Source organism: Myxococcus sp. AB056, assembly GCF_006547365.1.
GTDB lineage: Bacteria > Myxococcota > Myxococcia > Myxococcales > Myxococcaceae > Myxococcus > Myxococcus virescens.
Genome location: NZ_VHLB01000015.1, coordinates 81,713 through 103,927, shown reverse-complemented (window position 1 = coordinate 103,927; position 22,215 = coordinate 81,713). Strand labels below are relative to the sequence as shown.

Annotated in this window: 21 protein-coding genes; 15 read left to right on the top strand and 6 right to left on the bottom strand. The window is 70.9% G+C overall.

What is annotated here, in order from left to right; all coding sequences use genetic code 11:
• Window positions 1–17: 17 nt before the first annotated feature.
• The 7 genes from FMP39_RS09930 to FMP39_RS09900 all read left to right on the top strand — a co-directional run bounded on the left by FMP39_RS09930 (window position 18) and on the right by FMP39_RS09900 (window position 8,014).
• Window positions 18–1,025, top strand: coding sequence for a diacylglycerol kinase family protein (locus FMP39_RS09930; protein ID WP_141589704.1), 1,008 nt, complete (start codon window positions 18–20; stop codon window positions 1,023–1,025).
• A 71-nt stretch (window positions 1,026–1,096) separates the two neighbouring features.
• Window positions 1,097–1,786 (top strand): NUDIX domain-containing protein, encoded by a 690-nt coding sequence (locus FMP39_RS09925; protein ID WP_011557111.1) that lies wholly within the window; start codon window positions 1,097–1,099, stop codon window positions 1,784–1,786.
• 207 nt (window positions 1,787–1,993) lie between these two features.
• Window positions 1,994–2,797: a protein phosphatase 2C domain-containing protein gene (locus tag FMP39_RS09920; RefSeq protein WP_090493846.1), complete on the top strand. Its 804-nt coding sequence runs from the start codon at window positions 1,994–1,996 to the stop codon at window positions 2,795–2,797.
• Window positions 2,798–2,801: 4 nt separating this feature from the next.
• A complete protein-coding gene (locus FMP39_RS09915; protein ID WP_194858326.1) occupies window positions 2,802–4,679 on the top strand; it encodes a hypothetical protein in 1,878 nt (625 codons plus the stop codon).
• Window positions 4,680–4,737: 58 nt separating this feature from the next.
• Entirely contained in the window at window positions 4,738–5,802 is a 1,065-nt protein-coding gene (locus FMP39_RS09910) for a nicotinamidase (protein ID WP_141589702.1), read from the top strand.
• Window positions 5,803–5,909: 107 nt separating this feature from the next.
• The gene (locus tag FMP39_RS09905; protein WP_171410186.1) at window positions 5,910–6,707 is read left to right on the top strand and encodes a hypothetical protein; all 798 of its coding nucleotides are present in this window, start codon (window positions 5,910–5,912) and stop codon (window positions 6,705–6,707) included.
• 113 nt (window positions 6,708–6,820) lie between these two features.
• Entirely contained in the window at window positions 6,821–8,014 is a 1,194-nt protein-coding gene (locus FMP39_RS09900) for a glycosyltransferase (protein ID WP_141589700.1), read from the top strand.
• Here the strand turns inward: FMP39_RS09900 and FMP39_RS09895 are convergent.
• On the bottom strand, window positions 7,945–9,186 hold the full coding sequence (locus FMP39_RS09895) for a glycosyltransferase family 4 protein (protein WP_141589699.1): 1,242 nt from the start codon (window positions 9,184–9,186) through the stop codon (window positions 7,945–7,947). The two genes, FMP39_RS09900 and FMP39_RS09895, sit on opposite strands and share 70 nt — an antisense overlap.
• Window positions 9,187–9,300: 114 nt before the next feature.
• Between FMP39_RS09895 and FMP39_RS09890 the strand changes: the two genes are divergently transcribed.
• From FMP39_RS09890 to FMP39_RS09875, 4 genes are read left to right on the top strand one after another with little or no spacing between them, the layout of a single operon-like run.
• Window positions 9,301–10,215, top strand: coding sequence for a hypothetical protein (locus FMP39_RS09890; RefSeq protein ID WP_228557844.1), 915 nt, complete (start codon window positions 9,301–9,303; stop codon window positions 10,213–10,215).
• Window positions 10,212–10,910, top strand: a complete 699-nt coding sequence (locus FMP39_RS09885; protein ID WP_141589697.1) for a hypothetical protein — start codon at window positions 10,212–10,214, stop codon at window positions 10,908–10,910. The genes FMP39_RS09890 and FMP39_RS09885 overlap by 4 nt, the downstream gene beginning before the upstream one ends.
• Window positions 10,907–11,266, top strand: coding sequence for a hypothetical protein (locus FMP39_RS09880; RefSeq protein WP_141589696.1), 360 nt, complete (start codon window positions 10,907–10,909; stop codon window positions 11,264–11,266). The genes FMP39_RS09885 and FMP39_RS09880 overlap by 4 nt, the downstream gene beginning before the upstream one ends.
• On the top strand, window positions 11,266–12,324 hold the full coding sequence (locus FMP39_RS09875) for a hypothetical protein (protein WP_141589695.1): 1,059 nt from the start codon (window positions 11,266–11,268) through the stop codon (window positions 12,322–12,324). The genes FMP39_RS09880 and FMP39_RS09875 overlap by 1 nt, the downstream gene beginning before the upstream one ends.
• On the opposite strand, the gene FMP39_RS09870 is transcribed toward FMP39_RS09875, so the two are convergent.
• Entirely contained in the window at window positions 12,314–12,697 is a 384-nt protein-coding gene (locus tag FMP39_RS09870) for a serine/threonine protein kinase (protein ID WP_194858325.1), read from the bottom strand. The genes FMP39_RS09875 and FMP39_RS09870 overlap by 11 nt on opposite strands.
• A gap of 274 nt (window positions 12,698–12,971) precedes the next feature.
• Between FMP39_RS09870 and FMP39_RS09865 the strand changes: the two genes are divergently transcribed.
• Window positions 12,972–14,432: a HAMP domain-containing sensor histidine kinase gene (locus FMP39_RS09865; protein WP_141589693.1), complete on the top strand. Its 1,461-nt coding sequence runs from the start codon at window positions 12,972–12,974 to the stop codon at window positions 14,430–14,432.
• A 121-nt stretch (window positions 14,433–14,553) separates the two neighbouring features.
• The gene (locus tag FMP39_RS09860; protein ID WP_090493824.1) at window positions 14,554–15,159 is read left to right on the top strand and encodes a hypothetical protein; all 606 of its coding nucleotides are present in this window, start codon (window positions 14,554–14,556) and stop codon (window positions 15,157–15,159) included.
• A gap of 12 nt (window positions 15,160–15,171) precedes the next feature.
• Here FMP39_RS09860 and FMP39_RS09855 read toward each other — a convergent pair whose 3' ends face one another.
• From FMP39_RS09855 to FMP39_RS09840, 4 genes are all read right to left on the bottom strand, one after another.
• Window positions 15,172–15,537: a response regulator gene (locus FMP39_RS09855; RefSeq protein ID WP_141589692.1), complete on the bottom strand. Its 366-nt coding sequence runs from the start codon at window positions 15,535–15,537 to the stop codon at window positions 15,172–15,174.
• Window positions 15,534–16,196 (bottom strand): PEGA domain-containing protein, encoded by a 663-nt coding sequence (locus tag FMP39_RS09850; RefSeq protein ID WP_141589691.1) that lies wholly within the window; start codon window positions 16,194–16,196, stop codon window positions 15,534–15,536. Before FMP39_RS09850 ends, FMP39_RS09855 begins: the two co-directional genes overlap by 4 nt.
• A gap of 26 nt (window positions 16,197–16,222) precedes the next feature.
• On the bottom strand, window positions 16,223–17,758 hold the full coding sequence (locus tag FMP39_RS09845) for a GspE/PulE family protein (RefSeq protein ID WP_194858324.1): 1,536 nt from the start codon (window positions 17,756–17,758) through the stop codon (window positions 16,223–16,225).
• A 122-nt stretch (window positions 17,759–17,880) separates the two neighbouring features.
• Window positions 17,881–18,234: a helix-turn-helix domain-containing protein gene (locus FMP39_RS09840; RefSeq protein ID WP_141589689.1), complete on the bottom strand. Its 354-nt coding sequence runs from the start codon at window positions 18,232–18,234 to the stop codon at window positions 17,881–17,883.
• 235 nt (window positions 18,235–18,469) lie between these two features.
• Between FMP39_RS09840 and FMP39_RS09835 the strand changes: the two genes are divergently transcribed.
• Both FMP39_RS09835 and FMP39_RS09830 read left to right on the top strand, forming a co-directional pair.
• Window positions 18,470–19,963 (top strand): SGNH/GDSL hydrolase family protein, encoded by a 1,494-nt coding sequence (locus tag FMP39_RS09835; protein WP_141589688.1) that lies wholly within the window; start codon window positions 18,470–18,472, stop codon window positions 19,961–19,963.
• Window positions 19,960–22,185: a serine hydrolase gene (locus FMP39_RS09830; protein ID WP_141589687.1), complete on the top strand. Its 2,226-nt coding sequence runs from the start codon at window positions 19,960–19,962 to the stop codon at window positions 22,183–22,185. Before FMP39_RS09835 ends, FMP39_RS09830 begins: the two co-directional genes overlap by 4 nt.
• Window positions 22,186–22,215 lie beyond the last annotated feature (30 nt).

Below are 22,215 nucleotides of genomic sequence, written 5' to 3'. Positions count from 1 at the left end.
AGAGAGTCCCGCTCGCCATGAATGACATCGCCGTCCTCGTCAACCTGCGTGCACGCCGGGGCTCCGAAGGTATGGGAGGGCTGGTCCAGCGCTTCCTGCCCCGGGCACGCGTGGCGCTCACCCGTTCGCTCGACGAGGCCCGTGCCTGGATTTCGGACACGCTCCGGCCCAATCCGCCCTCCCTCCTCCTGGCGGGCGGTGGTGACGGGACGATTACGGGGCTGCTCAACGAGCTGCGCACCGCGGGGGTGGCCCTGCCGGCCATTGGCGTGCTCCCGATGGGCACCGGCAACGCCTGGGCCCGCGTCACCGGCGCGCCCCGGCCCGCGGAGGCCTTGAAGCAGATCGCCGCCGTGGGCGAGCGCCTGCCGCCCCTGCGCCCCTTCGCCCTGGTCCGGGTGGAGGGCAAGGTGGCCCCCTTCGCCGGCACCGGCTGGGACGCGGAGATGATTCAGGACTTCAAGAACCAGCTCGCCGCCTCCGGTCCGCTGCGCAGCACCCAGGCCGGCCTGCGCGGCTACCTGGGCGCCATGTTCACCCGGACGGTGCCTCGCCACCTCTTCGGTGAGGGCAACCCGACGGTGTCCGTCTACAACCTGGGCGACCCCGCCCTCACGGTGGACGCGCGGGGCTCCGTGCAGCCCGTGCCGCATGGGGACAAGGGCGCGCTCCTGTACCGGGGGCCCGCGGGCGTCGCCGGCGCGGCCACCACGCCCGAGTGGGGCTTCGGCTTCAAGGCCTTCCCCTTCGCGCAGTCGGTGCCCCACCGGCTGTCCGTTCGCGTCTATGGCGCCGGGGTGGTCGAGGCCACCCGGAACATGTTCCGCCTCTGGCGCGGCGAGCACCCGATGCCCCACATGCATGACTGGTTCGTCCAGCGCCTGCGCATGGACTTCGACCGGGAAGTGCCCTTCCAGATGGGGGGCGACGTCATCGGCATGCGGCGCTCGCTGGAGTTCGACCTGGCCGAGGAGAGCGTTCAGCTCGTCGACTGGCGCCAGCTGTCGCGCATGGTCCGGACCTAGGCCGCGCGGGCCCGGCGGCCACTCCGTCCGCGACTTGACCCGGGTGTGTTCCGGACACTATGCCGGGACCCGTGAGCTACACCTATGAGTACCCCAGGCCGGCGCTGACGGTGGACTGTGTCGTCTTCGGTCTGGATGACGAGGACCTGAAGGTGCTGCTCATTCGCCGAGGCGTGGAGCCCTTCGCCGGGCGGTGGGCGCTGCCGGGGGGCTTCGTGCGGATGGAGGAGTCGCTCGACGACGCCGCGCGCCGGGAGCTGGATGAGGAGGCGGGCATCCGGCCGAACCACCTGGAGCAGCTCTACACGTTCGGCGCCCCGGGGAGAGATCCACGCGGGCGCGTCGTCACGGTGGCGTACTTCGCGCTGGTGAAGCTCAGTGACCATGTGCCGCATGCGGCGACGGACGCGCGGGACGCGGCGTGGTTCTCCGTCTGGGATACGCCGAAGCTGGCCTTCGACCACGTGGACGTGCTCGGCACGGCGCTGCAGCGGCTCAAGGGCAAGGTCCGCTATCAACCCATCGGCTTCGAGCTGCTGCCTCCCAAGTTCACGCTGACGCAGCTCCAGCGGCTGTACGAGGTCATCCTGGAGCGGGAGCTCGACAAGCGGAACTTCCGCAAGAAGATCCTCGCCATGGACCTGCTCGAGGAGCTGGACGAGGTGGAGCAGGACGTCTCCCACCGGGCAGCGCGCCTCTACCGGTTCGACCACAAGAAGTACAAGCAGCTGGAGAAGGCGGGCTTCAACTTCGAGCTCTGACCCGCTGCGGGCTCGAGGGAGGCCCCGGCAGCTCGTGACATTGACATCGTGTCATTTGGACACTATGTTGGTGTCGTTGAGACACGAACATGGGTGCACCCCAGGTTCGTGAGAGGCCGCTGCCCGTGGGGTGTCCACTGGCTGAAGCGTGCCGCCGTATCGCCGCCTGTCTCGCCGCACGTGCCCTTTCAGGGCCACGGGAGAGCCATGTCCGCGCTGCCCTTCGACGTCGCCGCTGCCTCGGTGCTGGGCCGGGAGCACGCCCGAGCGGGTCGCAACAACCAGGATGCGCTGTGCATCCGCGCCAGCGAGCATGGCCTGGTGGCCGTGGTGACGGATGGTTGTGGCAGCCAGCCCTGCAGTGAGCTGGGTGCGCAGCTGGGCGCGCGCAGGTTGGCGCGGGCCGCGCTGGTGCGGCTCGCGGACGGTGAGCGCGTGGATGAGCCCACCTTCCTCCCAGGCCTTCGTGAGGATGTGTTGTGTCTGCTCAGTGAGCTCCGGGCGGACCTGGGGCGGGAGGTGATGGGGGACTTCCTCTTCACCGTGGTGGGCGCGGTGGTGACGCCCTCGCTGACGCTCGTCTTCTCCGCGGGAGACGGCGTGTGGGCGCTCAATGGCGAGGTGCATCCGCTCGGGCCGTTTCCGGGGAACGCGCCGCCCTATCTCGCCTATGCGTTGATGCACGGAGAGGACGTCGCGCTGACCACGCGGGCCCTGGTGCCCACGGAGGATGTCCACGCGCTGCTGCTGGGCACCGATGGTGTGGCGGACCTGGAGCGGCTGGCCACCACGCGCATGCCTGCGGGGGACGAACTCGTCGGGCCGTTGTCGCGGCTGTGGACGGAGGACCGGTACTTCGCCAACCCGGATGCCCTGCGCCGCCGGTTGGCCTTGCTCAACCGAGAAGCCGTGCGCGCGGACTTCGCCTCCCAGCAACTGTCGCGAACTCCGGGCCTGCTGCCGGATGACACCACGCTGGTGGTGCTGCGCCGCCGCATGGGGAGGGCGTGAGGTCATGGACGTCTGGCTCGAAGGCAAGAAGGTGCGGTTGAACCCCGCGCGAGCGCTGGGCAAGGGCGGCGAGGCGGACGTGTTCGACCTGGGGGATGGCCGCGCCCTCAAGGTGTTCAAGCCACCCGAGCACCCCGACTACACGGGCCTGCCCGCGGAGCAGGCCGCGGCGCGCGTCCGGTTGGACGAGCACCAACGCAAGCTGCGCGTCTTCCCGGCAGGACTGCCCGGCCGGGTGGTGGCACCCCAGGCCTTGGCGACGGACAAGAAGGCGCGCGAGGTCCTGGGCTACGCCATGCGCAAGCTGGACGGCGTGGAGCCCTTGCGGCGCTTCGGAGAGCCGTCGTTCCGCAGGGCAGGCGCGGCGTCCGGGCGGGTAGTGGACCTGCTGCGCGAGCTGCATCGGACGCTCGACGCGGTGCATGCGTCGGGCGTGGTGGTGGGCGACTTCAACGACCTCAACGTGCTCGTGGCGGGGACGTCGGAGGCGTACCTCATCGACGCGGACAGCTTTCAGTTCGGCGGGTTCCTCTGTCCGGTGTTCACGGAGCGCTTCCTCGACCCGCTGCGGCTCGGGAGCACGGGCACGCAAGGGTTGGTACCCAGCCGCCCCGCTTCCATCGAGAGTGATTGGTATGCCTATGCCGTCGCGGTGATGCAGTCGCTGCTGTGCGTGGGGCCGCACGGAGGCGTCTACAAGCCCAGGAGCGCGGCTGCTCGGACGACGTCCGCGGGCCGGGTACTCCAACGCATCACCGTGTTCCATCCGGAAGTGCAGTATCCCAAGCCCGCGCTGCCGCTGGCGACCTTGCCGGACGACGTGCTGCACCACCTGCACCGCGTCTTCGTGGAGGACCTTCGCGGCGTCTTTCCATCTCCGCTGCTGGAGGGGCTGCGCTTCACCCCCTGCGCATCGTGCGGCGTGGAGCATGCGCGAGCGGCCTGCCCGACGTGTCAGCCCCACGCCACCGCGGCCGCCACGCCGGTGACGTCGGTCCGAGGCCAGGTGACGGCGACGCGGTTGTTCTCCACGCGAGGCGTGCTGGTGCACGCGAGCAACGAGGCGGGCATCCTTCGCTGGCTCTACCACGCGGAAGGCGCGTACCGGCGCGAGGACGGACGCGTGGTGCTGCGCGGGGCGCTGGACCCGTCGCTGCGCTGGGCCTTGCAGGGGGACGTGACGCTGGTGGGCCGGGGCGGTGAGGTGGCGGTGCTGGCGCCCGGCCGGCCCCCGGACCGCATGGGCGTGGATGCGCCGGAGGGCCAGTCCGCTTTCGCCACCAACGCGCGGCACCGGTACTGGGCCGTGGGCGGCGGGCTGTGGCGGGACGGCGCATATGGGCCGGAGCGCGTGGGCGCGGTGCTCGAAGGACAGACGCGGCTCTTCGTGGGGCCCCGCTTCGGGTTGGGCTTCCATCGCGCGGGTGGCCTGCGCGGCGCCTTCGTCTTCGATGCGGAGCGCCTGGGCTTGAAGGATGGACTGTCGCTCCCCTGGCCCACGGGAAAGCTCGTGGACGTGGACTGTGTCTTCGATGGGCCCTCCGCCTGGCTGTTCCTGGTGGAGGAAGCCGGTGGGCGCACGCTGCATCACTGCGTGGTGGTGGGCCACGACGGGGCCGTGCGCGCGAGCGCGGTGGCGGAGGCCGGTGACGGCTCGTGGCTGGGGAGCGCGCCACGTGGACGGTGCGCGGCGGGCGACGCGCTGTTCTGCGCCACCGATACGGGGCTCACCCGTGTGGAGCTTCGGCAGGGCCGCCTGGAGGCGGTGCGCGAGTTCCCGGATGCCGAGCCCTTCGTCGACGCGGGTTGCTCGCTCTTCCTCGTGCGGCAGGGGCTGGCGGTGGTGGGGCGGCAGGACATCACCGTGCTGCGAATGAACTGAAGGGACGTTGCTCAACCGCGTGGAGCGGGTGCCTCCACGCCTCACAGGAGGTAGGACGATGAAGACGCAAGTGAAGGCGCTTCCGCTTCCGAGGTTCTACGACGCGGCCCATGCCGGGCAGTTCGGATACAGCCCTGACGCGGGAAAGCTCCAGGTGGAGGCCCAGCGCTGGCGCGCGGCGAACGACGTCTCCATGTCGGCGACGGACGCGTTCAACCTGCACCTGTTGCTCATCGACGTACAGAAGGACTTCTGCTTCCCGGAGGGCTCGCTCTACGTGGCGGGACGCAGCGGGCGCGGCGCCGTGGATGACAGCCGTCGCATCGCGGAGTTCATCTACAGCAACCTCGGCGCGCTGACGAACGTGACGGCGACGCTCGACACCCACTTCGCGTACCAGATTTTCTTCCCGTCCTTCTGGGTGGACCAGGACGACCAGCCGCTGACGCCGTACCGCGAGGTGACGCGCGAGCAGATTGAGCGTGGGCAGGCGCGGCCCAACCCCGCCATGGCGAAGTGGCTGTGCGGTGGCAACTACCCCTGGCTGCTCAAGCAGGTGAAGTACTACTGCGAGGAATTGGAGCGGGCGGGCAAGTACACGCTGTACCTGTGGCCGCCGCACTGCGTGCTGGGCAGCGACGGGCACGCGCTGGCGGGGGTGGTGCAGGAGGCGCGGCTGTTCCACTCCTTCGCGCGTGGCATGCAGTCGTGGGCGGAGGTGAAGGGGGGCAATCCGCTGACGGAGAACTACTCGGTGCTGCGCCCGGAGGTGCTGGGGCGGCATGACGGCCAGCCGCTGGCGCAGCGCAATACCCAGTTCCTCAAGACGCTGATGACCGCGGACGCGGTGGTGATTGCAGGGCAGGCGGCGAGCCACTGCGTGAAGAGCTCCATCGACGACCTGCTCGGGGAGATTGTCGCGCAGGACGCGGCGCTGGCTCGCAAGGTGTATCTGCTGACGGACTGCATGTCGTCGGTGACGGTGCCGGACGGCAAGGGGGGCTTCGCGGCGGACTTCACCCCGCAGGCGGAGGCATCGCTGAAGCGCTTCGCGGACGCGGGGATGCACCTGGTGAAGTCCACGGACCCGCTGGAGAGCTGGCCGGACCTGCGCATCGCCTGAGCCTCGCGGCGCGAGGCGCAACGACACACCGCAATCGCTTCGCCTGCGCTCGCGCGAGCGGGACAGGCGGAGCCCTGCCCTCGGGAGAGGGAGAAGGAGCACGGGACATGAGCAGCAAGGCGAATGGCAGTGGCATCCGGAAGCTCTTCGATGACGCACACGCGGAGGGCGTGCTGAGCCCGGCGGGATTGCAGGCGCTGACGGTGGTGGACCTGGGCGCGCAGATTCAGGCGGGGCTCGGCGTCTGCGTGGAGGACGTGCAGTCCAGCGAGGTGGTGCTGGTGACGGTGATGCCGGATGACTCGGGGAGCATCGACTACTCCGGGCATTCGAAGACGGTGTGTGACGGGCACAACCTGGTGCTGGACGCGCTGCTGGCGAGCAAGCAGAAGGACGGCGTCCTCTTCCACACGCGCTACCTCAACGGGTTCGTGCTGAACCCGTACCGGCCGGTGGAGGACGTGGTGCGGATGCATGCCAGGAACTACCGGGCGGACCATGGCACGCCGCTGTACGACCAGTCGGTGGTGCTGCTGGGCACGGTGCTGGCGAAGGCGCAGGAGTTCAGCGCCAACGGCGTGCCGGTGCGGACAGTGACACTGTTGATTACGGACGGCTCGGACCAGCACTCGACGTCGGCGAAGGCAAAGGACGTGGCGGCGCTGGTGAATGACCTGAAGCGCGCGGAGAATCACATCGTCGCGGCGATGGGCATCAACGACGGGAGCACGGACTTCCGGCGCGTGTTCCGCGAGATGGGCATCGACGACAAGTGGATTCTCACGCCAGGGCAGAGCGCGCAGGAGATTCGCGCGGCGTTCCAGGTGTTCAGCCAGTCCGCCGCGCGGGTGAGTCAGGGGGCCGCGAGCTTCAGCCGGACGGCGCTGGGGGGCTTCGGGCAGTGAGGGGGCACACCCAGGGGAGGTGGCCGTGCTCCTGGGCGTCTCACGCAAGACACCGGCTCCAGGCCCAGGTTGCGGGTGGCGATGGCGCGTGATGGAGGTAGCGTTGCGCGGCCATGTCCGACAGCCCGCGCGTCCTCCTCATCGCTGAACGCTTTCCTCCCGACATCGGCGGCCTGGCCCGCAGTGGCGCGCGCACCGCGGGCTCGCTGGTGAAGCTGGGCGCCCGGGTGGACGTGCTGGCCTGGACGCGCACGGCGGCGCCAGGCGCGCTCCAGACGGTGGAGGACGCCGGGGACGTCTCACCCTTCGCGCGGGGTGTGACGCTCCACCGGCTGGGGTTGTTCGGCAGCACGGACCTGTCCATGCAGCACACGCTCGACGTGCTCGGCTACCTGCACGCGAAGCAACGCTATGACCTGGTGTGGGGGCACTACCTGTCTCCGCCCGGGTTCCTCGCCGTCGCCTTCGCCGAGTCCGTGGGCATTGCCTCCACCGTCAGCGCCCGGGGCAATGACGTGGACCAGCTCATGTTCCCCCCGGGCGACTTCGCGCGCCTGCTGTGGACGCTGCAACGTGCCCGCGTCCTCACCGCGGCCTCCGCGGACCTGGGCCGGAAGATGTGCATGCTCCTGGGACGGGACGAAACCGTGGAGGTCATCCCCAACGCCGTCGACACCGGCATCTTCTCCCCCGGCCCCGCGGACCCGGCGCTCCGGGAGCGGTTGGGCATCGCCCCAGACGAAGCCGTGCTCGGCTTCTCCGGTGAGCTCCGGCACAAGAAGGGGCTGCCCTTCCTGCTCTCCGCCCTCACCGAGGTGCGCCGCGTCCGACCCGCGTGCCTGCTCGTCATCGGCGAGGTGCGGCCGCGCGACGCCGAGCACCTGGTCGCCTTCCGCGCCGAGCACCCCGAGGACGCCGCGCGCATCCTCATCTCCGGGCCGCTGGATACACCGGAGGTCATCGCCGCGCACCTGCGCCTGTGTGATGTCTACCTCCAGCCGTCGCTGTGGGAGGGCATGCCCAACGCCTTGCTGGAGGCCATGGCCTGTGCCCGGCCCGTCATCGCCAGCGACGCTGGCGGCATCCCCGAGGCCGTGGACGCCGGACGCAACGGCTTCATCGTCTCCAAGGCCCTGCTCAATCACCTGGGGCAGGCGTGCCTGGATGTCCTCTCCCTGCCGCTCGAACAGCGCGCCGCGATGGGCGCCGCCGCCCGTCAGCGCATCGAGGAGCGCTTTCAGGCGCACGCGGAGGCAGAGGTGCTCCGTCGCGTGCTGGCCCGCGCCATCCCGAGCCGCTCCTCGTAGGCGCTCACCAGGGCTTCGCCCGCGCGGCTCCATGGGAAGTCGCGCTCCACTCGCGCCCGTGCCTTCGCGCTCATCGCGGGGCCGAGGGTGGGGTCCGCCCGCAGGGCCTTCACCGCTTCCACAATCGCCTTCGCGGAGCCCGGCCGTATCAGCATCACCTCGTCCGGCGCGGCCAGGGTGCTCACCACGGGGAGGTTGCTGGCCACCACGGGCGTCCCGGTGGCCATGGCTTCCAGCAGCTTCAGCGGACAGCAGCCCTGCACGCAGTTGCGGTCGTTGAAGGGCAGGGGCACCAGCACCACGTCGCAGGCATGGTGCAGCGCCGCCAGCTCCGCTTGGGGCAGGGGCTCCAGCAACTCCACTGTGCCCTCCAGCAGCAGGTCACCGCACCGGTCCATCAGCGCCCGTCGTGTGTGCCGGCGCAGCGGGCCCACCAGCGTCAGCACCGTGGGCATGTCCCGCCGCAGCAACCGGCAGGCCTCGATGGCATGGTGCACGCCCTGCCAGGACGTCATCGTCCCGCTGTACAGCATCCGCACGGGGCGCCCGGGCTCCAGAGGGCGCGGCGGCGCGTACCGGAACACCTCCAGGTCGGCGCCGTTCGGAATCACCCGCACCCGCGAGGCGTCCACGCCCCGGGTCGTCACGAGGTACTCCGCCGTCACCGTGCTCGGGGTTACCACCAGGTCCGCGCGCGAGAGACAGACGTCCTCCTGCGCCACCAGCTTGCGCAAGAGCTCCGCGTCATCCGCCACGTCCGGGTAGTGATACTTCAGCTCGATGGAGGGCAGGCCGTTCACCTCGAAGACGAGCGCGTCCGTCAGCGCCTCCTTCCGGCAGGCGACGGGGTAGCCCTCGAAGATGGAGCGCACGTGTACGACGGAGGCTCGCGGTCTTTCGCGCCACCATGCCGCCAGGTGCGAGCGGAACGACAGGGCCTGGGCCATCAGGTCCTTCCCGCGTGATTCCAGCGGGTGGTACGTCACGCCCTCCATCAGCGCGAGCGGCCCGGTGGGCGCGGTGGGGCTGTCCCGGAGCGCGACCAGGTCGACGCGGCCAAAGGCCGCGCCCAGTGACTCCACGAAGGCCCGGATGTGCACCGCGGCGCCCTTGGGAGAAGGGAAGCGGTCGAACGACGCGTAGACGATTCCGGTGCCGGGATGGGGAGACACACTCGCGTTGCTATCGCGGCTCGGCCGGGCCGGCAAACAGGAGGGTTTGACCCCTACGGCAGGGGCCCTTACGCTTCCCCTTTCTTTCGTTCCGCCGAGGGGGCGCGACTCACCGTGGCATTCAACATCGACCGCTTCCGCGAGGAACGCGTCTACAGATGCAGCGGCCCCATCAGGGAGTTGCAGGAAGACCTCGAGCGGCTGCGCCTCCTGGACATGGATGTGGAGCGGTCGCGGCGGAAGTGGCGGCAGTCGGCCTGGGTGTGTCTGGCCGCCACCGTCGCCATCTTCATCTACCGGATGACGCTGGATGAGGGGCTCGAGGACGCGCTCGCGTGGCGGCTCACCCTGTGGCCGGGCCTCGTGCTGCTCGCGGGGACCGTGGGGTGCTTCGTCGTGTACCTTCGCTTCCGGCGCCTGGACCTGGAGAACCGGCGGTACACGCTGGCCTCTCAGGTCATCCATCGGCTGCGCCGTGACATCGGCCCTGACGCGTCGGTGAGGCTGGAGCTCGACTTCACGCCCGCGGACAGCTCGGAGAAGCTGCTCGGCAAGCACACCACGCCCAGCGGCTGGAAAGCGGAGAACTTCAGCGACCCGTGGTTCTCCCTCCAGACGCGGCTGCTGGACGGCACGCACCTGCGCATCGCCATGGTGCAGCGGCTCATGAAGCGGTCGCGCACCCGGCGCAGCGCCAGCGGCAAGTACAAGACGAAGCACCGGCAGGACAGCTGGGCGTTGCTCCAGGTCCAATTGCGTGTGAAGGCGGCGCGTCACCAGGACCTGGCGCTGCTCGAGCCGGAGGCCCGTCGGGCGATGCGCCTGCCGGAGGACGTCGCCGTGGACAAGCTCCAGTTGGGCGAGGACCGGATGGTCCTGCGCACCCTCGTGGAGCAGGACTGGGATGCCGGGCCCAACGTGCAGGGGGACGCGGTGGATGCGCCGAAGACGGTGGTGATGATGCTGCTGAGCCTCTACCAGGTCCTCAACTACTCCAGACAACTGCGTCAGCAGGCGAAGGCTTCGTGATGATGGGCATGGGCCGGTTCCTTCTCTGTTGTTCCCTGGTCGCGCTCACGGGCGCCGCCGGGTGCTCCAAGCCCGGTGACGCCGAGGCGCCGCGAGCCGTTCGCGCTCAGGAGGCCGCTGGCGCGCCCGTCGCCGCCTCGGACGTGAAGGGCCTCGAGGGAAAGCTCAAGTTCAAGGACGACGCCGACCGCGAGCGCTTCTCCCTCAAGCCGAAGGATGACGGTGCCAAGCTGGTGGATGGCGAGGAGCGCGAGCTGGCGCGCTACAAGTGGAAGGGCGCGGCGCTGAAGGTCTCCGGCCCGGATGACGTGGCGCTGGGGTATGTCGTCGGCTCCGCGGGCGGGGCGCTCACCGTGCGCAATGGCGAGCAGACACAGGTGCTGTTCACGCTCGCGCGGCAGGGCCCGGGGTGGCGCCTCAATGACGTGAAGGGCGCGCTCCTGTACTCGGTGTGGCCGGAGGACGACGGCGCCCGCATCCAGGACGGCGCTGGCGCGGACGTGGCCCGCGTGAAGGTGCGCGAGGGAAAGGTCTCCCTGCGTGATGCGCAGGGGCGCACGCTGCTCGCCACCAAGTCGCTGCTGGCGGCGGAGGCCGCCGCGTGTCTCGCTTTCGAGGCGCTGGAGCTGCCGCTGCGCATGGCGCTGCTCTTCCACCTCCAGGCGCCGCCGTCCCAGGAGCTGGCCCAGCCATGAGTGGATTGGTCTGCCAGGAGAACGTGGGCTTCCTGTTCTCCCATGGCTGCGGGAGCCCCGCCGCCATGACGTGCATGCAGTGCGCGATGCCGCTGTGTGAGCAGCACGTGACGTCCGTGGGCGCGGAGATGCTCTGCGCGACGTGCGCGCGGCAACACGAGGACTACTCGGGCGACCGGAGCGGCGTGGACGAGGACCACCCGAGCTACTACTACGACAACTACGGGTACTACGGCGCCTCCGCCTCGTCGGGGAGCGGCAGGGCCCACGACGCCAACGATTTCACCGAGGCTGACGGCGAGAGCCTCCGCCACGAGGACGACGCCTCCTTCGAGGAGGACATGGGCGGGAGCTGATGGCTGGCCGCTGGCTCGTCTATGCGCTCGGAGGCGGCATGGGGCACCTGACCCGCGCCTCCGCGTTGGCTCGTGCGGCCTCACGCCGAGGGCACGCCGTCGTCCTGCTCACGAACAGCCCGTTCGCGAGCGGGCTCCCACTGGAGGACGTGCTGGGCACCGGTGTCGAGGTGTTCCGGCTCAACCCCGCGCTGGGGCGCGAGGCCGTGGGCGAAGTGGTGGAGCAGTGCCTGGCGGACGTGCGCCCGGACCTGTTCGTCGTGGACACCTTCCCCCGGGGGCTCGGAGGCGAGCTGGCGCCGATGCTGCCTTCCGTGCGCGCGCGCAAGGTGCTGATTCACCGCGACGTGAATCCCACCTACGTGAAGCAGTACGGCCTGGCGCGGGCGGTGGACGCGTACGACCTGCTGCTCGTCCCAGGTGAGGCCGCGCCCTTCGCGAACCATCCTCGCGCCGTGAGGACCGCGCCCTGGCTGCTCCTGCGTGCCAGCGAGCTGCTGCCCCGTGACAAGGCCCGCGCGCGGCTGGGCGTGCCCGCGGAGGATCCGCGCGCCCTGGTGGCGGTGATGGGCTGTGGCACCCCCGAGGAAGTGGGGGAGGCGGGGCACATCGCCGCCCGGCTGGACGCGATGCTGGGGCCAGAGGCCGCGGTCCGGTGGCTGGTGCCGCCCGGAGCGGCGATGGATGTGCCCGCGCCGCGCGCGAAGCAGGGCAGCCGGGCTGGGGCTTCCCTGGAGGAGGGCCTGGCCCTGCGCATGGCCACGTGGCCCGCGCTGGCGGTGCTCCCTGGCGTGGACGTGCTCGTCGGCGCGGGAGGGTACAACACCGTGCAGGAGGCCCGCGTCACCGGGACGCCCTTCGTGGCGCTCGCGCGGCCCCGGCTCTATGACAGGCAGGCCTTGCGGCTGCGCCCCGAGGAGCGGGCGGGCTCCGTGGAGGCGCTGGTGACGCGCGCCGCCGGGCTCGCTCGTGCCCGACCGGCTCGGAGCACGAGGCCCTACGTCAACGGGACGGACGACGCGGTGACGCTCATCGAGCGCACCGTCCTCAGTGCTTGAGGTCCTTGTGCCCCGGCGCCGGGTCGATGCCGTGCGCCATGATGAAGTGGTAGAGCGCCTGCGGGTCTTCCTTGGGCCCGCCCATGAGCTCCACCAGGAAGTGGCCCTGGGCGCCCGTGTCCGGGTCGGGGGCGATGTTCACCTCCATCACCTCGCGGCCGGGGATGACCAGCTCGCCCACCAGCACCTTTCCCTTGAGGACCTGCACGATGTGCTGGCGCTCCTCTTCCAGGAGGGCCCAGTGGAAGTCGTCGTGGTCATACAGCATGGCGTCCACGGAGCCGCACCGCAGGATGCAGTGCGTGTGCTCCTGGAGCCAGCGCCAGAAGCCATCGAATTTCAAGGTGCGTACCGGCTGGGAGATGATGTCCATGGAGACCTCTCGCTCGTCGGCCAGGGCGCTTGCCGGCCACGTATCGCCCCTCCCTAGCACGGCTGGCGCCATCCGGTGATGTCCCCTTTCAGGGAACGGGTCAGGCGTGCCCGCTTGCTGCCTGGTCCGCGAATCCCGTGGGCATTGGCGGTGTTGCTCCTCTCAGCAATGGGGGTGGCCCTCGTGTCTGGGAACCCCGTGAGGAGCGTGCGTGAAGGTCCCTTCGGGTCTGCCCCGTGTTTCAGATGGCCCTCGTTCCGCCCGGGGCGGCTCCATGAGCCTGCGCTCCTGGCTCGCCGCCACCATGGGGGTGCTGACGTTGGTGACACTGGCGGCCGCCACCCTGCTCATCGTCCTGACGAGCGTGCTCGACCGTTCGGCCGCGACCCTGGGGGTCGCCTTCGGGGGCATCCGGGTGTCCGAGGAGCTGGAGGTGGGTCTGCTGGCGCATGACCGGATGGTCCGGGAAGGCCCCGCCAAGGTGCCCCGTGGCCCGGACGGGCTGTCGCGGTTCGAGCTGGAGGCCTCGCTGTACCGGCAGATGGGTGAGCTGCGGCGCATCGCCTCGACGGCGGCGGAGCGTCAGCGGCTCGACGCTGTCCGCGAGGACGTGGACGTCTACTTCTCCGCCCAGTGGGACCCGGTGCGCGCGGAGCAGGAGGCGGGCCCGGCGCTGGACGCCGCGTTGAGTGGCCTGGAGGAGGTCAGCTCCATCAACGTGGAGCGCGCGCGCGTGGCCCGCTCGGAAGCGGAGCGGTGGAACAACATGGCGGACTCCGTGGGCGTGGTGCTCTGCGGCTTGCTGCTGCTGGGCGTGCTCGTCGTGAGCGTGCTGCTGCGGCGCGTGGCGCTCCAGCCGCTGCGGGACATCAGCCAGTCCATGCGCCGCTTCGGCGCGGGCTGCAGGCGCGCCCGGGCCCCGGAGGCCGGACCCACCGAGCTGCGGGACATGGCTCGCACGTTCAACGAGATGGCCAACAGCCTGGCCCACCAGCAGGAGCAGCAGCTCGCGTTCCTCGCGGGCGTGGCGCACGAGCTGCGCAATCCGCTGTCCGCCCTCAAGTTGTCCACAGCCCTGTCGGACCGCAGCCGCGCCCAGCTCACGCCCGAGCGCATGGACCGAACCCTGGCCCTGGTAGGGCGGCAGGTGGAGCGGCTGGACCGCATGGTGGGCGACCTGCTCGATGCCACCCGCATCGAAGCCGGCAGGTTGGAGCTGCGCCCGGAGGTGCGGGACGCACGTGAGCTGGCCCGCGAGGTGGTGGAGCTCTACCGCTCCGGCGACACCGGCCATGGCCTCCGTCTCAGCCTGCCGGACGTGTCCGTGCCGGTTCGCGCGGACCCGGCCCGGCTGGAGCAGGTGCTCCACAACCTCATCAGCAACGCGCTGAAGTACTCGCCAGCGGGCAGCACCGTGGAGGTGTCCGTGCGACGCGAACAGGACACGGCCGTCCTTTGCGTGACGGACCAGGGCATCGGCATTTCCGAGGAGGAGATGCGCCTGCTCTTCGCGCCCTTCCAGCGCACCGGCAACGCCCGTCAGCGCGCCCCGGGCGTGGGCCTGGGCTTGTCGGTGGCCCGGCGCATTGTCGAGGGGCATGGGGGCAGCATCGACGTGACGAGCCAGCCCGGCCATGGCTCCGTCTTCTGCGTGCGGCTGGCCGTGGCCACCGAGGCCGTTCGGCATGCCGAAGAAGACGCGGGGCTGACGTCCCCCGAGGACACCCTGCACTGAGGGGCTGCCCCCAGGTTGGCGCGAAGCGTCGCATGGCGCGCGTCCGCGTGTAGACGGCGGATGCGTTCCCGCAAGGCCCGACGTACCTTCGGGGTCCAACCTTCAGGAGTCGCCTGCCCTTATGAAGACCCCGCGCCGCGCCGCGCCGCTCGCCGCCCTCCTGGCCCTGGGAGGGCTGGGGGCGTGTGCCTCCCGCCAGCAGGCACCGACCGCCGCCGCGAAGCCCGAAGCCCCGCGGGCCGCCGAGCCTGTCGTCCGGTCCACGGAAGGGGGCTTCTCCGTCGCGATTCCCGGGCCGGTGAGCGAGGAGCGCCGTTCGCAGGAGACGGATGTCGGCGCGGTGACACTCCACACCTTCATCGCCGTGCGGCCGGAGGTGGATACCGCCTACTACGTCTCCTACACGGACTTCCCCGCGGCCGCGGTGTCCCAGGCGGACCCGCGTGACGTGGTGGCCCGGGCCAGCCACGGGGCGCTGGAGGCGCTGGGCGCCACCGGGCTGTCCGCGCGGCCGCTGGTGCTGAGTGGCTTCCCGGGCTGGGAGGTGGAGGGCGTGTCCGGCCCGCGCCACCTGCGCGGACGCTTCTTCCTGGTGGGGCCCCGGCTCTACCAGCAGTTGCTGCTGCACCCGGAGGGCAAGCCGCCCCAGGACGCGGACCGCTTCTTCGAGTCCTTCCAGTTGGACCCGCAGGTGGCCGCGATGTTGATGGGAGAGCGGCGCTCCTGAAGGGGACGTCCGTCAGTGGCGGTGTTCGCCCACCGTGCTCAGCAGCACGTCCATGTCGAAGGGCTTCTTGAGGACGGCGCGGACACCGGGCAGGTGGGCACGGCCGCTCGCCGTGACGAGGATGATGGGCAGCTCCGCCAGGCGCTGCTCCTGCTGAATCCGGCCGACGAACTCCTCGCCGTCCATGACGGGCATCATCAGGTCCAACAGGATGAGGCACGGCCGCACCGCGTGGGGGCCGGTCAGCAGTTCCAGGGCCTCCTGGCCGTTGGCGGCCTGGGCCACGGCGTAGCCTTCGAAGGACAGGATGTCCTGGACGGCCTCTCGGATGTCGGCGTCGTCGTCCACGACGAGCACGGTAGGGGACGCGGCGCTCACGGCTTCGCGCTGCTCTTCCCCTTGCGCAGCCTTCCGAAGAGCTGGGTCATGGTGTCGTGACGGCATGGGAGCGTGTGTTCCAGGGAGCTGAAGCCTCGGCGCGTGAGCTTCACCGTAACCGGCGCGTCTGTCACGCACTCCAGCGTCACTGACAGCGGCGTGGTGCCTTCGGTTCGACCGTTCACAGAAACGGTCGCGCCCGACGGAGCGGAGTCGACCATGAGCAGGCTGGCGCCCTCCATGAACGCGCGCTGCTCACGGACCTCTCCCTCGCGGACCCCCGAAGGTGGGTCGAAGCTCGGGGCCAGCGTCGTCTCGGGGCGGGCGGCGGCCACCTCCTCCGGGGTGACGGGGGGCTCTCCGGACTGCCGGAGCGCGGGGAGCACGAGGAGGCTCGCGGCCAGCAGGCCCGCGGCCGCGCCGCAGAGCTTGAGGACGGCGGCCAGCGGGCTGGGTGGCGGCGGCGGTGGCGGCGCCTGGAAGGTCCGCCTCCGGGGTTGGGCCTGGGGCGCGGGCGGCTCGGCGGGCTCGGCCTCCTGGGGCGTCTGCGCCTGGAGGTGGGCCAGCTCCTCGGTGCGCCCCATCAGTGACTGGGACCAGGCATCGGAGTCGGATGACGCATCCGTGACGGGGCCGCGGGGAAAGGGAGGGGTGTTCACGTGAGGTCGCTTCCTGGAGAGAGGGCTCAGCCGCCAACGACGCGGAACACTTCGCGCAGCGACGTGTCGCCCGTGCGAGCGCGTTCGACGCCCGCGGCCAGCAGGGGCACCATGCCCTCCTGGACCGCGAGCTCCTGGATGCGGGAGCTGGGCACCTTGGCGTTGATGGCGTCGCGGATGCCCTGGGAGACCACGAGCATTTCGTAGAGGGCGGTGCGGCCCAGGTAGCCGCTGCCCTCGCAGCGTTCACACCCCACGGGGCCGAAGAAGTTCCCGCGCCGGATTCCGGCGGCATCCAGCCGCACCGCTTCCTCGGGCGTCAGGGGCAGGGGCGCGCGGCAGTGGGGGCAGAGGCTGCGCACCAGTCGCTGCGAGAGGGTGGCCACCGTCGCGGAGGCGAGCAGGAAGGGCTCCACGCCCATGTCGATGAAGCGGTTGAACGCGCCCGCGGCGGAGTTGGCGTGGATGGTGCTGAGCAGCAGGTGGCCGCTGAGGCCCGCCTGGATGGCCGTGCGCGCCGTCTCCGAGTCGCGAATCTCACCCACCATGATGACGTTGGGGTCCTGCCGCAGCACCGCGCGCAGGCCCTGCGCGAAGGTGAAGCCCTGCGCGGCGTTGACCTGCGTCTGCGCGAAGAGGGGGACGTCGAACTCGATGGGGTCTTCGATGGTGGCGATTCGCGTGAGCTCGCCGCGCGACTGCTGGATGTGGCCCAGCGAGGCATACAGCGACGTCGTCTTGCCGCTGCCGGTGGCGCCCGCCACCAGGACGAGGCCCTGCGGCAGCGCGAGCAGCTCCTGGTACTTCGCGAGCAACGCGTCGGGGAAGCCGAGCGCCGGCAGTTGGGGCAGCCGCACGCCGGTGCGGGCGATGCGCAGCGCCACCGCGGGGCCGTGGTTGGTGGGGAGGATGGACACGCGGATGTCCGCGGGGCCGTCGTCCGTGGTCCACGGGAAGTGCCCGTCCTGCGGCTTGTCCAGGTCGTACAGCGCCAGCTTCGCGAGGACCTTGACGCGGTTGATGAGCCGCGAGTGGTGCTCGCGCGGGAAGGAGAGCACTTCCTCCAGCACGCCGTGGAGGCGGAACGCGATGCGCGTGCCTGCTTCCAGCGGATGGATGTGGATGTCGCTGGCGCCTAGGCGGATGGCGCCGTCCATCAACTGGCCCATGAAGGCGATGATGTCCGGGTCCGGCTTCGCGGCGATGCGGCCCAGCCGCTGGCCCAGGTCCTTGAGCAGGGTCCTGACGGCGGTGGCCGTGTCATGGGTGAGCACCTCGAGCGGGGAGATGCTGGGGCCCTTGGGCAGTGGCTTGGGCCGAGGGGCGTGGTGCCGTGCGCGGCGAGCCACCACGCCGGAGGCGTAGCTCAGACCGAACGCCAGGGCCACGCTGCCCGCGAGCAGCGGCGACAGCACGGCCTGGAGGTAGCGCCCGCCCTCCTGGAGGAACGTGGCGGCGCCCAGCGACGAATGCCGGTAGGCCCACATACCGACGCCGCCCACCACCACGAGGACCGTCAGGGTCCACAGCAGGCTCGCGACTCGATTCATCAGCGGGGTCATGAGGCGCCGCACGCTACCATCGCGGTTGGCGTGCTCTCAAAAGTCCCCGGGGTCTGGGTTGCGGACCCCGGAGGGTCAGGACGGATGGGCGTGTCCTGACCCCCTGGGAACCCCTGTGCGGTTCAGCGCTCCTCGAACATGGCCTGGATGACGCGCCAGGCGAGCTCGACCTCGCGGCCCGAGCGCAGGGACAGGAAGTCGCAGATCTCCGCCACGGCGTTGGAGCGCTCGCGCTCGAAGCCCTGGAAGAGCGTCTTCAAGGAGACGTCGAGCCCCTTGGAGAGCTTGCCCAGGGTGTCCAGGGACGGAGAAAAGGAACCGCGCTCAATCCGGCGGATGGCGTCCACGGACAGGTCGCTGCGTTCCGCGAGCGCTTCCTGCGTAAGCTCCCGGGCCGCCCGAAGCTTGCGCACGTGGTCGCCAAACCGGCGGTGCAACCGCGTCCAGTTCGCGACCCTGTTGTTCCGTTTCTCCATAAGAGGGAGCGGATAATTTGGGGTATCTCGGTCGCAAGTGAAGGGAGGATGTTCGGGGCTTGACCTTGCATTTGCGCCGGGCTGTTTCTCCCGCGACTTCCGTTGACTCACAGGCATCCACTCCACCGCTGCCAGGGCCGCGGAGGGTGGGCGCTGGGGCTGCTCCTCCAGCAGGCGGGGAGACGCTGGCCGGGAACATGCGCACGCAGGGGCTTTCGTCTACGCTGCCGACTACATGACGCATTCGGAAGTCGGGCGGAGCGGCCGGCGGACCTGGTTCCCGGTCCTGCTCGGTGGCCTGTTGACCGCCTGTGACATCGGGTCCTCGCCTCGCGCCGCCACACCCCCTGCTTCCGCGCCAGAGGCACCGGTCGTGCGCCCCGCTGAACCGCCGCGACCGCGCCCCGCGCCAGAGGTTCGCCGGCGGATGCCTGTGCGTCCCGAACGGACCGCCGAGGTCCAGGCCCTGGCCGAGAAGCTGGGCGCGCCCGGTGCGAAGGTGGAAGACCCCTGCGTGGCACCCCTGGGGAACGGCTGCGCGCGCACGGCGCTGGCGCCCTTCTTCGCGTCGCTGGATGCGTTGGCCGCGGGCACCGCCACCCGTCCCGTCGTCATCGAAGCCTTCGGCAACTCGCTGATTGCCGGGGACCGCATCGTGGACGTCCTGCGCGACGACCTGGCCACGGCGTTCGGAAGCGCGGGCCGGGGCGTGTTGCTCGTGGACCGCATGGCGCCCTACGGCGGGCGAGGCCGCACCAGCGCCAGCAGCAGTGGGTGGCAGCCGCGCACCCTGGGCGAGCTGCGCGCGCCTCCGCACGCCTTCGGTATCACCGGCGTGTATCACGTGGCCACGAACGCCAAGGCCCGCAGCCGCTTCAAGCTGGATGGCGAGCCGCGCGGAACGCTGTGGTGGCTGGATGTGCCAGGCGCGGGCGCGGTCAGCCTCTCCAGTGGCGGCAAGGTGCTGGCGCGGACCGAGCCCACGGGAAGCGGCTTGTCGCGCGCCACCCACTTCGAGCTGCCCGAGGACGCAGAGGCGCTGGACGTGGTGGCCGAGGGCCAGGGCGCGGTGGTGCAGGGCGTGGTGTTGCAGCACGCGCGGCCCGGCATCGTCCTGGACACGCTGGGCGTGCCCTCGTCGGATGCGAGCCTCTATGCGCGCATCGACGGCGCCACGCTCACGTCCCAGCTCGCGGAGCGTTCGCCCCAACTGCTCGTCTTCTTCCTGGGGGGCAACGAGTCCAAGCGCATCGAATGGAAGCGCCTGGACATGGAGAAGCTGCGCACGGACCTGCGGGCGCTGCTCCGTCGCGCGCGGGAGGCGGCGCCCGGAAGCGCGTGCCTGCTGGTGGGGCCCATGGACGCGGTGAAGGGGCCCGGCGCGAAGGCTCAGGCGCTGACGCAGCGTCCCTCGCTGGAGGCGGTCAACGCCGCCGAGCGGGAGGTCGCGCTCGCCGAAGGGTGTGCCTTCTTCGACTTCTACGCCGCCATGGGCGGAAAGGGGGCGCTCGCGCGCTTCCATGCGTCCGGCTACATGCATGACGACCTGGTGCATCCGCGCGGCGCGGGCCTGGACGTGCTGGGGCACCTGGTCACCGACGCGCTGCTGCGCGCCTATGTGGAGACGCCGCCGCCCGCGCGGGGTGTCGCGGCGGTGATGCCCACGCCCTCGGGGGCGGGAGCCGCGCCCTCCGGGGTGTCTGAGCCCAGCGCGGAGGCCACGCCATGAGACTCGCGTTCGTGCGGTATGGGGCCGTGGTGCTCCTGGGGCTCGCGGGGCCCGTGTCCCTGGCGGCGCCTCGGGCCTCGCTGGGGATGGTGTGTGAGCTCGCCAGCCTCGACGCCGAGCAGTCCCCTCGGGCCTTCTCCGAGAAAGTGCGCGGCGCCCTGGACGCGGTCGTCCGCGCCGAGCTGTCACAGGGGCCCGTCGCGGGTCTGTCCGTGGGCGTGACACGCGGCGCGGAGCGCTGGGTGTGTGCCTATGGCCTTCGCGACGTGGGCCGCAAGCTGCCCGCGACGCCGCGCACCACGTACCGCATGGCGTCCGTCACCAAGTCCTTCACGGCGGTGGCGGTGCTGCAGTTGGTGGAGCAGGGGAAGCTGAGCCTGGACGCGGACATCTCCACCCTGGTGCCGGCCTATCCGGCCAAGCAGTGGCCCGTCACGGTGAGGGACTTGCTGGGCCACGTGAGCGGCGTGCCCACCTATGACGGGGTGGCGTCCACCCGCAACGTGAAGGCGGTGAGCACGGAGGCGGCCATCGCCGCCTTCGCGGGCAAGCCGCTCGCCTTCGAGCCGCGCACCCGCTACCTGTACACGACGTGGGGCTACAACCTGCTGGGCGCGGCGGTGGAGACGGCCTCCGGCCAGTCCTACCGCGACTACCTTCGCGAGCACATCTTCAAGCCCGCGGGCATGCCGAACGCGGACCTGGACATCACCGCCACGCGCGATGAGCACCAGGCCAAGGGCTACCGCATCCAGGGGGCGGCGCTGAAGCCGTCGCGCTTCCTCGACGTGTCCAGCCGCTTCGCCGGTGGTGGCACCCGCGCCACGGTGGGGGACATGCTGGGCTTCGGCCGCGCCGTGCTGTCGCACACCCTGGTGTCGCGCGAGACGATGGGCCGCATGCAGACGTCCATGTCCACCGCCGACGGGCGTCTCACCGACTACGGCATGGGCTTCGCGACGTATCCGCTGCGCGGCCACTACGTGGTGGCCCACGCGGGCGGCCAGCCCGAGACGACCACGCTGCTGATGATGCTCCCCGCCGAGGACACGGTGATTGCCCTGGCCTCCAACGTGGAGGGCGAGGCGCGGCGCATGCGCCGGCTGTCCATCCGATTGATGGAGCAGGTGCTGGAGGAGGGCAACACCCGCCGCGATGCCTACGTGGCGGACCCGGTGGACGCGGTGGTGCACGAAGGGCTCAGCCGCGTCGCCAGCTATGGGCTGTCCTATTTCCAGTGGGCCACGCGAGGCCCGGGCGTGCTGCCGGAGGAGACGGACCTGCCCGGCGCCTTCGCCCAGGTGTCCGCGATGCTGAACCGGAAGGAGATTGGCCGGGACCCCCGGGCGGCGCTGGAGCGCGTCCGAAGCGGGCATGACCCGCGTCTGCGCGCCCTCTTCATCCGCGTGGGCGCGCACATGGCCCGCACGTTGGAGAAGGTCCACGGCGCGGCTCGGCTGAAGGACTACACCGTCGAAGGACCGCTGGCGTTCTTCGAGGATTACCTGGCCGCTTGTGACGCGAAGCAGGTTCCAGAGGCGGAGCGCATCGGCGAGCCGCTGCGCGCGGACGTGCTCCGTCTGGCCGCGAGCTGGAAGCGCGCGCAGTTGCCCGACCTCCAGCGCCTGCGCCTGGACGAGGAGAAGAACCCGGAGGCGCGCTGGGCCGCGCTGCGCAAGTCCGTCGCCGCGTCGCCGGGGTTCCATCCGGATTACTCAGACGAGTTGCTGCGCATCGCGGAGGGCTTCGCCTGGCGCAAGCAGCCCGCGGCGCGTCGGCGCTGGTTGGAGCGGGCAGTGGAGCTGCAGCCCCGGGGCCTGGATGCGCGCTGGGCCCTGGCCGAGGCGTTGCTCGCGGCGAACCCGGAGGAGGCCGTGCTGCCGCATCTGCGCGAGGCCGTGGCCACGCCGCAGGGCACATTGGCGCTCGCGCCTCGGAACTTCCTGAAGCGCCTCATCACCGCGGAGTCCACCGCGGTGGCGGCGGGCCTGCTGCGCGCGGGCGTGGCGCTGCATCCGGATGCGCCCGAATTGTGGGATGCGTTGGCGAAGCGGGAGCAGTCCCTGGGCCGGAAGGCGGCGGCCACCGCGGCCCTGCGTGAGGCGAAGCGGGCGCGTGAGGCGCCCAGGCCGGAAGCCGCGCCGGCGCCCTCCGTCCCCGAGGTGCCGGGCGCCAGCGGCCCCGTGCCGGATGACCATGGGCTGGTGCCCGCGGGGAAGTGAGCGTCACCGCCGGAGCCCATGACTCCGGCG

What these genes read in the sequence shown, in the direction of transcription:
- FMP39_RS09860 (WP_090493824.1), top strand. Translation starts at nt 14,554, where the DNA reads ATGAAGACCCCGCGCCGCGCCGCGCCGCTCGCCGCCCTCCTGGCCCTG.
- FMP39_RS09900 (WP_141589700.1), top strand. Translation starts at nt 6,821, where the DNA reads ATGTCCGACAGCCCGCGCGTCCTCCTCATCGCTGAACGCTTTCCTCCC.
- FMP39_RS09915 (WP_194858326.1), top strand. Translation starts at nt 2,802, where the DNA reads ATGGACGTCTGGCTCGAAGGCAAGAAGGTGCGGTTGAACCCCGCGCGA.
- FMP39_RS09920 (WP_090493846.1), top strand. Translation starts at nt 1,994, where the DNA reads ATGTCCGCGCTGCCCTTCGACGTCGCCGCTGCCTCGGTGCTGGGCCGG.
- FMP39_RS09840 (WP_141589689.1), bottom strand. Translation starts at nt 18,234, where the DNA reads ATGGAGAAACGGAACAACAGGGTCGCGAACTGGACGCGGTTGCACCGC.
- FMP39_RS09845 (WP_194858324.1), bottom strand. Translation starts at nt 17,758, where the DNA reads ATGACCCCGCTGATGAATCGAGTCGCGAGCCTGCTGTGGACCCTGACG.
- FMP39_RS09835 (WP_141589688.1), top strand. Translation starts at nt 18,470, where the DNA reads ATGACGCATTCGGAAGTCGGGCGGAGCGGCCGGCGGACCTGGTTCCCG.
- FMP39_RS09870 (WP_194858325.1), bottom strand. Translation starts at nt 12,697, where the DNA reads ATGGACATCATCTCCCAGCCGGTACGCACCTTGAAATTCGATGGCTTC.
- FMP39_RS09865 (WP_141589693.1), top strand. Translation starts at nt 12,972, where the DNA reads ATGAGCCTGCGCTCCTGGCTCGCCGCCACCATGGGGGTGCTGACGTTG.
- FMP39_RS09880 (WP_141589696.1), top strand. Translation starts at nt 10,907, where the DNA reads ATGAGTGGATTGGTCTGCCAGGAGAACGTGGGCTTCCTGTTCTCCCAT.
- FMP39_RS09830 (WP_141589687.1), top strand. Translation starts at nt 19,960, where the DNA reads ATGAGACTCGCGTTCGTGCGGTATGGGGCCGTGGTGCTCCTGGGGCTC.
- FMP39_RS09910 (WP_141589702.1), top strand. Translation starts at nt 4,738, where the DNA reads ATGAAGACGCAAGTGAAGGCGCTTCCGCTTCCGAGGTTCTACGACGCG.
- FMP39_RS09905 (WP_171410186.1), top strand. Translation starts at nt 5,910, where the DNA reads ATGAGCAGCAAGGCGAATGGCAGTGGCATCCGGAAGCTCTTCGATGAC.
- FMP39_RS09875 (WP_141589695.1), top strand. Translation starts at nt 11,266, where the DNA reads ATGGCTGGCCGCTGGCTCGTCTATGCGCTCGGAGGCGGCATGGGGCAC.
- FMP39_RS09930 (WP_141589704.1), top strand. Translation starts at nt 18, where the DNA reads ATGAATGACATCGCCGTCCTCGTCAACCTGCGTGCACGCCGGGGCTCC.